This is a genomic window from Clostridium sp. BJN0013 (assembly GCF_040939125.1).
In the GTDB taxonomy this organism is placed as follows: domain Bacteria; phylum Bacillota; class Clostridia; order Clostridiales; family Clostridiaceae; genus Clostridium_B.
Map to the genome: position 1 here is coordinate 3,128,995 of NZ_CP162495.1, position 16,275 is coordinate 3,145,269.

Below are 16,275 nucleotides of genomic sequence, written 5' to 3' on the forward strand. Positions count from 1 at the left end.
GGTTTCAGGTTCTCTTTCACTCCCCTCCCGGGGTTCTTTTCACCTTTCCCTCACGGTACTCCTCCTCTATCGGTCACCAGGTAGTATTTAGCCTTGGGAGGTGGTCCTCCCTGCTTCCCACAAGGTTTCTCGTGTCTCGTGGTACTCCGGTACAGGTTATTTCGTTTCTGCTTTTCACTTACAGGGCTTTTACCTTCTGCGGCTCATCTTTCCAGTTGTATTCAATTAAGCTTCCACAATTTTTTTTACCTGACCTCTACCCCGGAAACAAGTTTCCGGTTTGGGCTCTTTCCCTTTCGCTCGCCGCTACTTAGAAAATCGATTTTTCTTTCTCTTCCTCCGGGTACTTAGATGTTTCAGTTCCCCGGGTTTCCCTCTGCAGACCTATATATTCACCCTGCAGTACCTATTGTTTTTTAGGTGGGTTTCCCCATTCGGATATCTCTGGTTCTCTGGCTATTTGCGCCTACCCAGAGCTTTTCGCAGCTTATCACGTCCTTCTTCGGCTCCTGGTGCCAAGGCATCCTCCATGCGCCCTTTGTAGCTTGACCTGATAATTTAGTCCAAATCTTTGATTTGGTTCCTAAATTGCACTCCTCAGCCTTAGCTGAGTGAGTTTCATTAAAAAATTGCTATTAACTTCGCACAGCTGCATCAAATGCCTCACTGCGGTGCTCATTTACATAAGTAAACTCTGCTCCTAATTCGGCCTTTTCCTTGCTGTACTCGTTATTACCAATTTTTTATCCTTAGTTATTTATTACAATGCAAGCATAACTTTAATTATACTTACTACTACAAAGGTTATTTCTAACCTTAGCTTTACTTCTTTTATTTACTGTGCAATTTTCAAAGGACAAAATTCTTTCAATTCACAGTGCACAATTTACAATGTGAATTATAAATATTTTTTTCTTGTACTTGGTGGGCTTAAATGGACTCGAACCATCGACCTCACGCTTATCAGGCGTGCGCTCTAACCAGCTGAGCTATAAGCCCATAACATGGTGGAGATAAAGAGATTCGAACTCTTGACCCCCTGCGTGCAAGGCAGGTGCTCTCCCAGCTGAGCTATACCCCCAAATTAACTAGAAGGATATGATCCCTCAAAATTAAACAGAATAAATGGTAACTTACTTATCTATATTCCCCAGCTTTTAAGGCAAGCTTTCCCTGCCTTTCGACTCCTTAGAAAGGAGGTGATCCAGCCGCAGGTTCTCCTACGGCTACCTTGTTACGACTTCACCCCAATCACTAACCCCACCTTCGGCCGCGTCCTCCTTGGTTAGACTACGGACTTCGGGTGTTGCCAGCTCTCATGGTGTGACGGGCGGTGTGTACAAGACCCGGGAACGTATTCACCGCGACATGCTGATTCGCGATTACTAGCAACTCCAACTTCATGCAGGCGGGTTTCAGCCTGCAATCCGAACTGGGAGCAGTTTTTGAGATTTGCTCCTCCTCGCGGTATTGCTTCTCTCTGTTCTGCCCATTGTAGCACGTGTGTCGCCCTGGACATTAGGGGCATGATGATTTGACGTCATCCCCACCTTCCTCCACGTTAACCGCGGCAGTCTTGTTAGAGTGCCCACCTTCCTGTGATGGCAACTAACAACAGGGGTTGCGCTCGTTGCAGGACTTAACCTAACATCTCACGACACGAGCTGACGACAACCATGCACCACCTGTCTCCCTGCCCCAAAGGGCTTCCTCCATTACAAGTTATTCAGGGGATGTCAAGTCCAGGTAAGGTTCTTCGCGTTGCTTCGAATTAAACCACATGCTCCGCTGCTTGTGCGGGTCCCCGTCAATTCCTTTGAGTTTTAATCTTGCGATCGTACTTCCCAGGCGGAGTACTTATTGTGTTTACTGCGGCACAGGAGGGGTCGATACCCCCTACACCTAGTACTCATCGTTTACGGCGTGGACTACCAGGGTATCTAATCCTGTTTGCTACCCACGCTTTCGTGCCTCAGCGTCAGTTACAGTCCAGAGAACCGCCTTCGCCACTGGTGTTCTTCCTAATCTCTACGCATTTCACCGCTACACTAGGAATTCCGTTCTCCTCTCCTGCACTCTAGATATCCAGTTTGAAATGCACTGCCCGGGTTAAGCCCGGGTCTTTCACATCTCACTTAAATATCCGCCTGCACACCCTTTACGCCCAGTAATTCCGGACAACGCTCGCCACCTACGTATTACCGCGGCTGCTGGCACGTAGTTAGCCGTGGCTTCCTCTTCCGGTACCGTCATTATCGTCCCGGATGACAGAGCTTTACGATCCGAAAACCTTCTTCACTCACGCGGCGTTGCTGCATCAGGCTTTCGCCCATTGTGCAATATTCCCCACTGCTGCCTCCCGTAGGAGTCTGGACCGTTTCTCAGTTCCAATGTGGCCGTTCACCCTCTCAGGTCGGCTACGCATCGTCGCCTTGGGGGGCTTTTATCCCTCCAACTAGCTAATGCGACGCGGGCCCATCTCAAAGCGGATTTCTCCTTTAAGGTATCCTCCATGCGGTTTTTACCTTCTATGCGGTATTAATCTCCCTTTCGGGAGGCTATCCCCCTCTTTGAGGCAGGTTACCCACGTGTTACTCACCCGTCCGCCGCTATTCCACCCCCGAAAGGGCTTCCTCGCTCGACTTGCATGTGTTAGGCACGCCGCCAGCGTTCGTCCTGAGCCAGGATCAAACTCTTATTTTAAAAGTTTTATTGACTCTGTTAAAAATTAATACTAACTTCATATTTCTGCGTCAAGCCTTTCGCTGCGGTACTCATTTACCCAAAGTAAACTCTGTTCCTCACTCAAGTCTTTCCTTGAACTATTCGTCATTATTAATTTTTTGAAAATTACTATTAGCTTCGCCCAGCTTCGTCAAATGCCTCATTCCGGTGCTCAATTACACAAGTAAGTTCCGCTCCTCATTCAGCCTTTTCCTCGCTGTACTCGCTACTAGTAATTTTAGTATATCTCTTTCAGCAAAATACTGCTTAAATATACTTAATTACGAAATTACTTCCTCTACTGCTCTCGCAGCTCAAAAGAATTGCTGGTTTATTCTTTAATAAATAAGTTTACCTATGTTCTTCATTCTGTTTAATTTTCAAGGATCATATCTAATCTTTACTGCCGCCTGTTTTCCCAGACAGCTTTTATAGTATATCATCTCATTTTCCCTTTGTCAATATCTTTTAAACACCTTTTTTATATTTATTTATTTTTCACTAATTTATTGCAAACTACCACCACTTATAGAAGTTGGATGGCTCATTGGTCAATATTCTTACCAGAACAAGTTTACTCAAACTCTAAAGGTCGAACCAAGCTTAGAGTAACCAAGATTCACATAAAGAAAAGCATCCCTCCTGCACAAACTTCACTTAAACCTATAAACCACTTAACATTATTACTTAATCGTCAGTGCTATAATGATAGTTTAACAAAAATACTAATGGGGGATAGGATAATCCCACCATTTTAGTCAAATTTAATCAGGTACATCTATAATATTTATCTTCATAGAAGATATTATTAGTATTGTATATATTAATAATACTAATAATATTATAATGATACAATACTTGCATAACATATTAAATATGATAATATACTATAATTATATAAAAAAACTATTTCTTAACTTCACTAAACATAATTATTTAAAAATTTTCTTTATAATAAGTTAAAATGTATTGACTTTCTTTAATATTTATTATGCAATAAGTATATGAAAACCTGAAAGGAGAAATAATTATGAAAATTAAAATATCAGATGAAGAGCATACTTTTGAGTATGACAATAACACTAAAAGCATATCTATAAAACAAGATAAGCATTCTACAAATTATTGTAAACTTTGGGGAATCAAAAAATTTATAAATCCTGTTACCCAAAATATAAAATATATTTTGGAAAGTGAGGAAAATGTGCCTATGTACGGGGATACCACAATACATAGACTAGCTGAATTTTTTATTAGAGAGCAAAAAGTAGATTTAGATAGCATATATGTAGAAGAAAATCTTAAAGTAGATATTGAAAATAAAGAACTATAAAGCCTAAAATATAATTAACTTATTGATTCATACTTAAAAATATCGAAAAATATATAATCTTTCTACTTTTATGAATAACAAAATTTATTATGCAAATAAATAAAAGAGCATCTTTGCTCTTTTATTATTTGCATAATTTGTTATGTTCTATTCACTAAATTTAAATTCTTAAGTATACATTATATAATTAAACTTAAATTATTCTCAGACTTAGATGAAATTTTATATTCCGCTAAATCTTTTAAATCTCTCCATCCTTTAATACATCTTCTGCACTGGTCGGTGTTGTTTCCACACTATCTAATATTTGAGCACCTATTTGTTCAACACTATTACATACCTCTTTATTTATAGAATCTAATTCATTTTGTGTAAGCCCCGGTATTACCTGTAATAGTCTTTTTTCCATTTCATCCTTTTTCTTCTTTCCTGCTTTTTTTACGGAACTAAATTCCTCTTCTAATACATAATACATGCCTTTTGCAATGCTAAGAGCATGATTATAATTATATGCTCCTTTTTTTGCTATAGTTGATTGCTTTTGTAGTTCCAAAGCATCCGAAATTTTCTTAAGCACATATGCTGCTATTATTCCAACTACACCTAAAATAAATTGAACCAATATACTTAGCAATTGTTCTCTCATAAATTCCATCCTCCTTAAACTTTATAAATATAAAAATACTTTTAATAAAATATATGCTAGAATTAACTCTTTATTAAAAATTTTTTATTCTATTATGTAACAATTTCAAAACTACCAGCATACATTATTATTAAAGTTAGCTTTAGGAAACAAAATTAGCCACATGCAACAAAATCAAATACACACCAAATTTCATGGCTATTAAATTCAAAAAATCTTCAATTAATTTCAAATAATACATTAAACTTAATTTTTAGGAGGATATTTTATGCTGAAACTTAATAATGTACCCATAGGAAGTTATGTTACAATTGATAATTTATTATCTACTGGAATGTTAAGAGAAAGAATGCTTGCATTGGGTTTAACTAAAGGTGCAACGATAGAAGTAGTAAGAAAAGGTCCCTCTGGCGATCCTACCGTTTATAACATTAGAGGTGCAATGATAGCGCTTAGAAATGAAGAGTCATCCTTGATTTTAGTAAATTCAAGGACAAATTCATACGAAAACAGATTATCTTCTAAAATCAGGACAAATATTATATAGGGAGGTCTATAATGGGTCTAACATTTCAATCTACCCAAAATAATTCCTTATCAGACTTATTCAAAATTGAAAAAAAGGAAGGTCAATATGTTATTGCTCTTGCTGGCAACCCCAATACCGGTAAAAGTACAGTTTTTAATGCACTTACAGGACTCCATCAACATACTGGCAACTGGCCAGGAAAAACAGTTGTAAATGCAAGAGGAGAATTTACACATAACGGTAAAGAGAATATATTAGTAGATCTTCCTGGAACCTATTCACTTTTTGCATCTTCTACAGAGGAAGAAGTAGCGAGAGATTTTATATGCTTTGGTAATTCTGATGCAGTAATAGTAGTTACAGATGCAACCTGTCTTGAAAGAAACCTAAATCTTGTTTATCAAATAATGGAAATTACTGATAATGTAGTTCTGTGCATTAACCTTATCGACGAAGCAAAAAAGAAAAATATTATTATTGATGCTAAAGGAATAGAACAGGAATTAGGTATTCCTGTAGTTTTATGTGCTGCTAGAAGCGGTATAGGTATAGAAGAATTAAAAGAAACAGTTTATAAAGTTATTACATGTAAGATTACACCAATACCTAAAATAATAATATATGAAGATTATATTGAAGAAAAGATTAAATCTATACAACCTTTAATTGAGAACAACATAAGTTATACAAACTCAAGATGGCTTGCCTTAAGATTTATCGATGGTGATACAAAATTAGCAGACTTTATCTCTAATAATATAAATAGCAAATCTTTAAAAGAACTATTAGAAAAAGTAAATTCGTCTACTACATATGATGATAAGATAACTATAAGAGATGATATTTCAAATGATATCTACAAAAAAGCAGAGGAAATAAGTTATAAATATATAAAAGAAAATAAAGCTAAAATCAATAAAGATCGGTTGATTGATAACTACATTACCTCAAAAATTTTTGGTATTCCACTAATGCTTTTAACTTTAGCAATAGTATTTTGGATTACTATTGCTGGAGCTAATATACCTTCTTCTATAATAGCAGACATACTCTTTAGCATACAAGATAAACTTACCTTGTGGTTTAACAATATAAACGCTCCCCAATGGCTCCATGGAATTCTAATACTTGGACTTTACCGAACTCTAGCCTGGGTTATATCTGTAATGCTTCCTCCAATGGCAATATTCTTTCCTTTATTTACAATACTCGAAGATTTAGGATATCTGCCGCGAGTAGCCTTTAATCTTGATCATCTATTTAAAAAAGCTTGTGCTCATGGTAAACAATGTTTAACAATGTGTATGGGATTTGGATGCAATGCAGCAGGTATAATATCCTGTAGAATAATAGAATCTCCAAGGGAACGTCTTATAGCAATTTTAACTAACAACTTAGTTCCATGTAATGGAAGATTTCCTACTTTAATAGCTATATCTAGTATATTCCTTGTTGCTAAAAACAGTAATAGTACAAGTTTTTTACCCGCAGTGGCTATAACAGCATTAGTTGTTATCGGTATACTTATAACTCTATTAGTATCTTATATGCTGTCTAAAACTATACTAAAAGGAGTTCCTTCTAGTTTTACTTTGGAACTTCCGCCTTATAGAATACCTCAAATAGGCAGAGTTTTATACACTTCCATAATTGACAGAACTATATTTGTACTCTGGAGAGCCATAGTAATTGCTGCTCCAGCCGGTGCTATAATTTGGATACTTAGTAATATATATATTGGTGACCTAAACGTGATAAGTCATATTGCTACTTTTCTAGATCCCTTTTCTAAGCTTATTGGCCTTGATGGATTTATATTGATGGCATTTATATTAGGATTACCTGCCAATGAAATAGTTCTGCCAGTATTATTAATGTGCTATTTATCCACAGGTTCTCTCATTGAATTTGAAAGTATAGAATCTTTAAAAAAAATATTACTAGCTCACGGTTGGACTTATCTTACTGCACTTAATACTATGTTGTTTAGTTTACTGCACTGGCCCTGTGCTACCACACTTTTAACTATAAAAAAAGAGACAGGAAGTTTAAAATGGACAGCACTGGCAGCACTTATCCCAACTAGTATAGCAGTTATTGTGTGTTTTATAACAACTACAATATTTAAAGTTTTAAATTTAAGTTAAACTCAAACAAATTCAAATGACAATAATTACCTTGAGCAGGAAAGAGGATGCCTACCCACGAAAACTAGCATCCTTTTTTCTTATAATGATTTTTTTAAAAACTTTATTTATTAAACAATTATGTTAAATTTATTTTTATCTAATTATTTTCATATATTTTTGTGATTTCAATATAACATCGTTTTCAATATAACTCAACTTTACATTTTTCATTTTTATTATACTTCCGCTATACCCATCTAATTGTATAGATACATCTTCATGAGAAATTTTATCTTTAACTTTATCTGCAATATCAAAAATTGTCATAGTATACATACCTTTATCTTTTTTTAACCCACCCCCACATGTATTAAGTATTAACTTTGTATCCACAAATACATTTTTTATGTCAACCTGTGAATTAGTTTCATTTTCTAATATATTTAGATTTTTATATTGTTCCATTACATTTATCCCCCTTATATAGCCTATAGTGTACCTTTACATTGAATTTAATTATTTCTTGCACATGCATCATGAAATGTACCTAAACACTATGTCTTTAATCAGTACATTAAAATAAAAACACCAAGCCACAAGCCTAGTGTTTTCAATGGGTAAGTAAGTCTATAAGCCGAGTTCTGTATTATATTCATGTAGTAAAAATACGTAAAATTAAATACAAATAAATCTCGGCTAATCCTTGATGTATCTAGGTTTGTAGTAATATGTGTTTTATAAAATAAAAATGTGTAAACATACGGTTTTTTATTTTAGTATGGCAATAGTATGGCAAATTTATTCTTTACCATACTATTTAATTATCTGAATTCCTACATTAATATACGCTATTTATCTTACTGTATTGTAGCAAATTATTTACAAACTGTCTACTTTAAAATAAAAACTCCAACTAAAATAAAGTTGGAGTTCCTACATTATTGTATGTATTCATTTAAAGCCTGCCAGGTAATTCCTTGGTAGGCTTTAAATGAATTTACTATTTAGAGTGTAAATTGGGAAGAATTAAGCTTATGTTAGGTTGTAAAAAATTACTTTAGGAATATTATCCTCATAAATATATAATATACTACTTTACATATATTGTAAATAGCTTTTATTTTGTTTTAAATATAATAAATTGGGTATAATGACTAATATCATGAAAATATTCATGTTATCTCCTTAATATTGTTTTAATATGTTTCTATAATAAAAACTCTGGTGCTGCCAGGGCTTTTATTATAAAGGTTTTTTAAAAAAATATCTTGTATTTTAATTAAATTTAAGCATACTATTATTATAGTTATTTCTTTCAAATTTTTTAGCTGGCCTTTGGTCAGCTTTTTTTGTATATAGAAATAATTTCTATATATGCTATAATATCATTAAGAGAATGGATATGTTTTTAGTTAGTCACCCTCCAGTGTTTCATCTCTTTCAAAGAGGTCGTTACGGTTAATTAGCAACAGAGGGGGTGACAATATGAGTGATTCTGTGATTATAGTAATATCTATATGTATTACATCATCATGCATAACAGCCATGCTTATTGCGGGAACATATTTAAAAGATAGATTAATAATCAAAGGCAAGTCTTCAATTGGTAAATTGACTGAAAATGAAATATCTATAACTGCTGAAGATAAAAACTCAAAAAACTAAAAATGCACCCATTGGACTAAGTGCATTTTTAGTTAACTAAAAATTTTATGTTATAAAAACCGTAACGGCTTCTTATACATATATTATATCATAATGTCTATTATTTTAAACAAGTAAATAAAAATATGTATATGATATTACACAAAAAAATAAGAACGTGTATGATATCTTATACAAACAAATAAAAATATGTGTACGATATTGCACAAAAAATAAAGCCTAGAATAGCTTTTTGTACTACTCTAGGCTTGAAATCATTACTACGCTGTTTTGTTTACCACATCTGCGCTATCCATATTAGGATTAAATGCAGGAGCCAATATGTTAGCATCCTTAACTTCTGTATTAATTTTACCACAAATGGCTTCCCTGAAATGATTCAACTCTTCTTGAGATATTCCTGGAATTTTCTCTACCAAAAGCTTGTCGAACTCTTTTCTCTTCTGTTCCCCTGCTGCTGGGATGAATTTAAACTGCTGTTCCACTATATAGTAAATATCCTTTGCAAGTTTATAATTTTCATTATATTTATCTATACCTAATTGGGTTATTAATGCTTCCTTTTTCTTCTTGAGATAAGTAACCCCAACTGCAATAAAATAAGAGGCCAACGCCCCTAAAATACTTAAAATTCCACTCGTAATTATATTTGCTAATTCTTTTCCTAACATGTTATATACCTCCTAAAATTAAAATAATCTCTTAGATCCGCCAGCTCCCTGGTTGTTATTCCAATGTACCTCTGGTGCTCCACCCTTCCTTAATGTTAAATAATTTCCTCTATCCAAATGAATAGCCATATCTCCATCTGCTCTTTGTTCAATATAGAAGTTCATACCAGGTATTTGCCAAATATTTGACCCAACAGGTACAGTTTCCTCATATGTTGGAGCTGTTTGCACTATTGGTTCAGTAGTTTGTGCAGATGTATCTATTCCAGTAATCCCTTTTACTATCGCTGTTGCCAGTTTTTCAGCATTATATTTGTCACAGTCTGCCTTGGTGTCACAGAATAAAGGTTCAACCAAAATCGCAACCATGTTTGTATATTTCAATACATACAGACCTGGTTGACTTTTAGCTCCTCTGTTAGTTAATCCCAAAGCTGTAGAAATTTCAGATGACACTCTATCTGCATAAGCCTGTCCTGCGCCACTGGCATATTCTACTTCACATCCTGTAGCTTTGTCAGTCTGGAAAGCATTAACGTGCATACACAAGTGTAATTGAGAGCCTATAGAATTAGCCTTATTTACCCTATAGGCAAGGCTCTGTCCTAAAGTTAAGGCTGGACTAGATGCTGGTATACAATCATAACAAGTATGTCCTAGAGACTGTAATTTCTTTATGGCCAATGCTCCATATTCCCTGCAATCTTTCTCCTCATTCCTATAACCAGATGCGCCCCTGTCTTGCCCGGTGCCATGACCAAAATTGTAAGTGATTATCATGTTATTACTCCCTTTCATTTTTATTTACCAGTGAAATACCTTAAATGCTTGCGATAAAAAGCAGCTATAACCGTAACGGCTACGCCACTTGCTATTCCTTTTATAAAATTATTTTTAGAGTCTTTAATTTTGTCAACGCTACTTTCTATCTTTTGTAAGGACTTAAATATTGTAATAACCTTCTCTTCTGCTTTGCCCTGACTTATCTTTATTTCAGACATATCCTTTTCAACCCCTTCCATTGTATTTTCTAGTTTATCTACCCTATCATCTAAGTTTTTGATATAAGGGCAATCTTTGCAGTTTTCATCCATGCCTAGCCTCCTTGATTTTTCGTATTAAAAAAGAGCTTTGGATTTCTCCAAAACTCTTAATGTGTTATGTTGTATTAGTTTTCTGTTGCATACTAAATATTAACTAAGTTCATTTTTATTTTAACCGTAATAATTCCTAGTAGTATACCAATCATATTTGAAATCATATCTATTACTGATTCTAATAGAGGGTCCATTATGATTACAATATCACGTATCTCTTTAAGTAAACCAGTTATAAATACAATAATACAAATTTTCAATAATCCTACTCGTTTCTGAAATATAGGAATAATAATTATTGGTAATATAAGATGTAATAGTTTGTGCCACTGAAATATTATTTGTAAATCCAAAGTTTTCGCCCCCTAATACTTTTGTATTTTAACTTATTAGTGGACATTTATCAAAAAAAATTGTATTGATTTTTTTGAAATTTTTATATTTTTAAAAGCAATACCATAATCTCTATTCTTTAAAGTGTTTAATTCATTGAGTTGTTCGTTAATACGAATCTATTCATATTATGGATTAACTTTGATAAGGCATTATAGATAATAGACTTTCAATTGCAACCCTGCTAATTGCTTTTTTACCTAAGTCAGTGTTAAAATGCACTGAATCGGTTGAATAATTAGCCCTATTAAATACATTAGCTTGGCATTTTCCGTAAAAATCTACAAATTCAACGCCCCAGTATTCAGCAGTTTCTTTCATCCAGTTTGCATAATCCCTCTCAGTAAATCCTAAGGCATTTACTACTGTAGCAGTTAAATTTGGATAAGAACCATCCACATTTGAGCCTCTAGCGTTAGGCATAGTGCCTAAGACAATTACAGCATTGGGGTATAATTTTTGAATTTTAATAATCACAGAAGATAAAGCACCTTTGAATGTTGTTAAACCAAAATCCCCTGCATTTCCGTCTGAAATCCATTCTTCATCAGTAGTATTTGCTGTACTCCATGTAAAATCTCCTTCTGGAGCATCAACACCATTAAGCGAAAAACTATTTGACCCACCCATAATAAAAATTAAATCAGGAGCAGCCATAGTCATTTGCGCCTTTATCCTTTCCCACGAGCACCATCCCGCAGGGTGTTGTATATCATTCCACCCGAAAGTAGTATCTGTCCATTGGACAGGTGAACCTCCAACACCGCAACCTAAATGTTCCGCGAATCCAAAATAATCATGTACTTGTTGTTGCCATGTACCTGTCGCTAAGTTATTACCAGAACTTACATGAGAATCACCATAGGATATCCATTTTTTATCTTTCCAATCGGAAAATTTTGTTGGATTGGTTTCAAGTAATTTTATTCTTTTCTCTATATCAGAAACGCCACAATATATATGAAATTGTGAAATATCGTATGATGAGTTCATCTTGAAACGGTACAAATACCCAACTTCTAATGTAACTTTTAATGGTGTTCCAGCATCACCATACACATAGGCGTTTGTTGCCATGCCAACAAATACCTTTGATGTTGTATATTTCAATATTTTTACAACTGTTTTTACATTGTAAGTCATCATAAGTTCAACGAACGGAAATGATAAAAAGTCGGTGCATATATTTGCGTCGTCTGTTACTTCCGCTCCGGTATCTTCATACAAACCTTTTGCTTTCCATATAGGTTTTATTTCAGCTTTATAACCTATATTTAAAACCGCATCAAGTTCTATTGTATTAGCTGAGTTAGTTCTTATTATATCCCCTACTTTTGTATAAGTATTACCTAATGTATCTTTTCTTGAGTCCAATAATTCTCCGTTAATACCATTTGTAATCTGAGATTGTATACCTGAGATTAAAGCGTTAATATCATCAAAAATCGTGCTTTTTCCGGAATACAATTTTACTGCCGCTGTATTTAAATCAATAGAACCAGTTATAATATAATATCCTGGTGTTATTGTCCGTACTGTTTTTCCTGTTATACTTGAGTCACTCGCTCCATCACTTGTTAGATAAAAACCACTATTACCTTGATATTCTGCGGCGTTACAATTTATATTAGGGTACTTATGAAAATATATACTACGCAATACACTTTCAGAACTGAGTACAAAACAATCGGTATATGGTATATATATCGGTTCTGAACGAACATTTGAAGCAGAAGTTGTAATTGCGCCAGTTGTGCCACTTACCGTCTGTCCACTAATCCATTTTAGCGGAATCCTTTTTCTATAGCCATATTCTATAGCCGAACCAGTGAATTCTATTCTTTCGCCCGTTTCAATCTTTGTAATTCTGTCATTCATTGTATCCTCATTATTTCTTGCCTGTACAATCTCTGCATAGCTTTCACTTTCTGAACCAGCGGCTAATACTAAAGTATTCAATTGCACTTGTAATGAATCAACTTGCGTCTGAGGAGCTTTAGATTCAACTGCTGCATTAGTTGAATCCAGATCTGTTTTTTCAACTTTATTATTATTTAACTCATTAATAGCACCTGTCACAGTCTTATCTGTTGTAGTTCTATTATCGTCACTATCTTGCGCTTTATCTGCCATTTGTGAATTAACATTATCTATGTCCTGCTTATTAGGAAGCTCTGCATTTGTTCCGTCACCATTACCTATCACAAGTCGTTGTTCATCTTCAATATACCCAGGCATACCTACAGGTAAAGGACTTACCGCATTTCTTAATCCTCTTCTAAATTGGATACTATCTGCCATTAAAAACTATCTCCATCCATACTTAATATCCAGTTTCCAGGGTCTCCAAATGAGCCACCGTCAAATAGGTAAGGAACCCTATTAATCTGCTGAGCAATATTAACAAAATCCCTAAAATCATTGTATACAGTTTGGCGGATTCCTTCATTTGTCTGCCTTATAATTTCATTACTTATCCTGTTATTTTCATTTGTTCCTCTGTTGGATTCATTTGCATCCATATTTTGTTTGTAAACACTCCATTGATTATTTATATTACCTTCAAAATTATTTACATCATTTGCTATATCCTCAATTCCACCTGCCAAATTTTCTCTTACATCCTTACCATATACCGCATGTCTAATTTGGTTTGTCCTTTGGCTTATATCAACCGCCATTATACTCCACCTCCTGTACTTGGCATATGATCAGCTACATAATCTTTTACCCAGTCTCTTGTTGCTATTGCTTCATAATTTACCATGCCGCCCTGAGAGGACAAATAGGATATAAGCCCCCCAGATTCATCCCATATATATGTTCCTGGTCCAAAAAGAGCAGGCATATCTCCATATATACCTGCTCTTACCCTGTTTGCATCATGCAAATTTATTGCCCCATAGTCCCCATCTTTCACTATCCCAAGGTCAACTCTTTGCTTAGAAACATCATCATTGTAGAGGTTTATTGTACCCCCTGTATTATCAGCGCTTCCGCTTTCAGAACCAGCAGACACATTCAAATTGCCATTATTGTCAAAGATCTCAAATAATCCACCTTTATTGTTAAAGGTATTTGTTATTATCATTTTGCCATTTTTAGTTATCTTCTGTACTCCATCCATAACTAGATTACCGTCAGTGTCTAGGTAAAACTTCTATATACTGTCTTTGGTTATCAAAATACCTTCCTGCCCGTTTAGAAGTATTTCCACAGACTTGTCATGAGAAACCACTCTAATTCCATATTTATATCCTAATTGAACACCACCATAAGTAGCCATCCGGTTTATGCTATTAGACTGTATATCCCCTATAGTATCCGTCAGGCTTGCAGGTTTATTACTTATAGTTAGTTTAGGGTCCCAGGGTTTAGTTAAATCAGCATCTAGCTCTACCACCTTATAAGTATCATCCACACCTAAAATCGGGCATTTAATGTGAACTGATGTTGCAGTATCTATACTATCAACAGAAGTATTTGTAAGTGTGCTTAAATCAAGTGCGGATATGTCAAGAGCTCCCGCGGGTTGTGTGTATTGGCTTAAATCCGCTTCACATTCTGTTTTTAATTGTTCGTCATCATCAATATCTGAGTAGTCTGCTTTTTTATAGATTATCCCGTATTTTGCAACTGCGGCAGAATCCTCAATATAGTTCTTGCCATTATTTATTCTCTCTATCGTAAGGCCATTTGCGCCCACAGGGACTATCCTTGTACCAAACACCTGGCTGTCATCTATGGTTAGGCTCTTTAGATTTTCACCAAGGGAGATATCGGCAATTTTATCCTGTGGAGGGTTGGCCATATAATCCAGATAATTCATTCCATTCTCAGCCCTAAATCTCAAAAAACCTTTATTTTCATCAACACAATATTTCTGTATAGCCTCCAGAGTTGTTTCAAAGTCTGTAGTAAAGAACAGCCAGTCCTCTACATCTATAATCCCAGGTTGAACCTTCTTATAGTCTTCAACTTGTACATTGTGGTCATTTAAGAAAGTAGTTATAACTTCTTCTGGAGTTTTGTCTTCATATATAGCGCTCTGCACAATAGTATCATGGAGATAATTCATTTTCCCTTCACATACAATGTCTTTCTTAAATTCTTCATTTTCTGTCATACTTGGTTTAGTACTAAAGACTCTGCCACTAAATATTTCTTTATCATCCCTTAAGTCCACACATCTTACCTTAGTTACAAATCTGGTTGTTAAATTGTATCCTGGATTATTCCAGGGAAGAGAAAAAGCCAAGCTACCAGCAAGACTTCTTTTTAAATTTAAATGTGGATCTAGAACTTTTGGGGCTTCCGGGTCCGGATAATGTACTATAGTTTCTAAACCATTATTTATTAAAGTTATCTTATACACTATAGCACCTCCCATCTAAATATTATTTTTGCTATACCATTACCATTAAATACTAGATCATTCCTACCGTTTTGGAGTTTCAACCCCCAGACTTTATTATCTCCGGCATTTAGATTATAGGTATTACCATTACAGGTTAAAGTCATGGCCGAGCTACAATTTATTGTAGGAGTTATAGGTCTACCATTGTTATACATGGTTACTGTAGTAGAACCATTAATAGTAAATTCATTTGTGTATTGTGTATAATCAGTAAGGAAACAGAATGTATCCCATATATCATCACCCATATAAGAGGTACTAACTTTAAATGGCTGCGCTATAAAATTTATTGTTAGATTACCCATCCTTATAGTTTCCTCAAATTCTGGAGCCTCTTCAACTTCTGCAATAAAATAAAAGCCAGGTATGTTATCAAACATTAATTCCTGTCTTCCTGTATCTTCTAACCATTCAAGTAAAAGTTGGTATACTATATATAATTCTTCCTTACTTTTAGTGGGTAGCCCTATTTTAACTTGTATTTTTCTTTCCCCGTATACTTGATCTCCATCACTCCCAACAGTACTAAAATCATAAGTTCCATTCATAAAAGGTATAGTCTTTTTTATTTTTACTTTGGCCGGAGGCTGAATTTTTTTCTCCTGGAGCCATACATTAAAATCTTTATAGGAATGTTTCCCATTAAATGTCATTTCATCTCTTACACTCAT

At 34.7% G+C, this 16,275-nt stretch carries 15 protein-coding genes, 2 tRNA genes, 1 rRNA gene and 1 other annotated feature (1 of these 19 only partly in view); of the genes, 4 read left to right on the top strand and 14 right to left on the bottom strand.

Annotation, left to right across the window (positions count from 1 at the left end):
• Nucleotides 1-551 (bottom strand) — a sequence feature (23S ribosomal RNA rRNA prediction is too short) (it extends 1,065 nt beyond the left edge of the window).
• A 371-nt stretch (nt 552-922) separates the two neighbouring features.
• The 3 genes from AB3K27_RS16235 to AB3K27_RS16245 all read right to left on the bottom strand — a co-directional run bounded on the left by AB3K27_RS16235 (nt 923) and on the right by AB3K27_RS16245 (nt 2,703).
• Nucleotides 923-999: transfer RNA gene (locus tag AB3K27_RS16235), tRNA-Ile, on the bottom strand.
• A 6-nt stretch (nt 1,000-1,005) separates the two neighbouring features.
• Nucleotides 1,006-1,081 (bottom strand) — tRNA-Ala (locus tag AB3K27_RS16240).
• Nucleotides 1,082-1,192: 111 nt separating this feature from the next.
• A 16S ribosomal RNA gene (locus AB3K27_RS16245) occupies nt 1,193-2,703 on the bottom strand.
• Nucleotides 2,704-3,754: 1,051 nt separating this feature from the next.
• Between AB3K27_RS16245 and AB3K27_RS16250 the strand changes: the two genes are divergently transcribed.
• Nucleotides 3,755-4,057, top strand: coding sequence for a hypothetical protein (locus AB3K27_RS16250; RefSeq protein WP_368488418.1), 303 nt, complete (start codon nt 3,755-3,757; stop codon nt 4,055-4,057).
• 241 nt (nt 4,058-4,298) lie between these two features.
• Here AB3K27_RS16250 and AB3K27_RS16255 read toward each other — a convergent pair whose 3' ends face one another.
• Nucleotides 4,299-4,703 (bottom strand): hypothetical protein, encoded by a 405-nt coding sequence (locus tag AB3K27_RS16255; RefSeq protein ID WP_368488419.1) that lies wholly within the window; start codon nt 4,701-4,703, stop codon nt 4,299-4,301.
• Between the two features lie 268 nt (nt 4,704-4,971).
• Here AB3K27_RS16255 and AB3K27_RS16260 point away from each other — a divergent pair, with 268 nt between their 5' ends.
• The gene (locus AB3K27_RS16260) at nt 4,972-5,250 is read left to right on the top strand and encodes a ferrous iron transport protein A (protein WP_368488420.1); all 279 of its coding nucleotides are present in this window, start codon (nt 4,972-4,974) and stop codon (nt 5,248-5,250) included.
• 11 nt (nt 5,251-5,261) lie between these two features.
• Nucleotides 5,262-7,379, top strand: a complete 2,118-nt coding sequence (gene feoB, locus AB3K27_RS16265) for a ferrous iron transport protein B (protein ID WP_368488421.1) — start codon at nt 5,262-5,264, stop codon at nt 7,377-7,379.
• A gap of 135 nt (nt 7,380-7,514) precedes the next feature.
• Here the strand turns inward: feoB and AB3K27_RS16270 are convergent, their stop codons facing one another.
• Nucleotides 7,515-7,826, bottom strand: a complete 312-nt coding sequence (locus tag AB3K27_RS16270; protein WP_368488422.1) for a hypothetical protein — start codon at nt 7,824-7,826, stop codon at nt 7,515-7,517.
• Between the two features lie 1,020 nt (nt 7,827-8,846).
• Here AB3K27_RS16270 and AB3K27_RS16275 point away from each other — a divergent pair.
• Nucleotides 8,847-9,026 carry a hypothetical protein gene (locus AB3K27_RS16275; RefSeq protein WP_368488423.1) on the top strand — a complete coding sequence of 60 codons (180 nt, stop codon included), beginning with the start codon at nt 8,847-8,849 and terminating at the stop codon, nt 9,024-9,026.
• A gap of 260 nt (nt 9,027-9,286) precedes the next feature.
• Here AB3K27_RS16275 and AB3K27_RS16280 read toward each other — a convergent pair whose 3' ends face one another.
• From AB3K27_RS16280 to AB3K27_RS16320, 9 genes are all read right to left on the bottom strand, one after another.
• A complete protein-coding gene (locus AB3K27_RS16280; RefSeq protein WP_368488424.1) occupies nt 9,287-9,697 on the bottom strand; it encodes a hypothetical protein in 411 nt (136 codons plus the stop codon).
• Between the two features lie 18 nt (nt 9,698-9,715).
• On the bottom strand, nt 9,716-10,477 hold the full coding sequence (locus AB3K27_RS16285) for an N-acetylmuramoyl-L-alanine amidase (protein ID WP_368488425.1): 762 nt from the start codon (nt 10,475-10,477) through the stop codon (nt 9,716-9,718).
• A 20-nt stretch (nt 10,478-10,497) separates the two neighbouring features.
• Complete coding sequence (locus AB3K27_RS16290; RefSeq protein WP_368488426.1) at nt 10,498-10,791, bottom strand: hypothetical protein; 294 nt, start codon at nt 10,789-10,791, stop codon at nt 10,498-10,500.
• A 92-nt stretch (nt 10,792-10,883) separates the two neighbouring features.
• Nucleotides 10,884-11,147: a hypothetical protein gene (locus AB3K27_RS16295; RefSeq protein WP_368488427.1), complete on the bottom strand. Its 264-nt coding sequence runs from the start codon at nt 11,145-11,147 to the stop codon at nt 10,884-10,886.
• A 175-nt stretch (nt 11,148-11,322) separates the two neighbouring features.
• Nucleotides 11,323-13,488 (bottom strand): SGNH/GDSL hydrolase family protein, encoded by a 2,166-nt coding sequence (locus AB3K27_RS16300; protein ID WP_368488428.1) that lies wholly within the window; start codon nt 13,486-13,488, stop codon nt 11,323-11,325.
• Nucleotides 13,488-13,868, bottom strand: coding sequence for a hypothetical protein (locus AB3K27_RS16305; protein WP_368488429.1), 381 nt, complete (start codon nt 13,866-13,868; stop codon nt 13,488-13,490). Before AB3K27_RS16305 ends, AB3K27_RS16300 begins: the two co-directional genes overlap by 1 nt.
• Nucleotides 13,868-14,314 carry a hypothetical protein gene (locus tag AB3K27_RS16310; RefSeq protein ID WP_368488430.1) on the bottom strand — a complete coding sequence of 149 codons (447 nt, stop codon included), beginning with the start codon at nt 14,312-14,314 and terminating at the stop codon, nt 13,868-13,870. The genes AB3K27_RS16305 and AB3K27_RS16310 overlap by 1 nt, the downstream gene beginning before the upstream one ends.
• A gap of 33 nt (nt 14,315-14,347) precedes the next feature.
• Nucleotides 14,348-15,562, bottom strand: coding sequence for a phage tail spike protein (locus tag AB3K27_RS16315; protein WP_368488431.1), 1,215 nt, complete (start codon nt 15,560-15,562; stop codon nt 14,348-14,350).
• On the bottom strand, nt 15,562-16,275 hold the full coding sequence (locus AB3K27_RS16320; protein WP_368488432.1) for a distal tail protein Dit: 714 nt from the start codon (nt 16,273-16,275) through the stop codon (nt 15,562-15,564). Before AB3K27_RS16320 ends, AB3K27_RS16315 begins: the two co-directional genes overlap by 1 nt.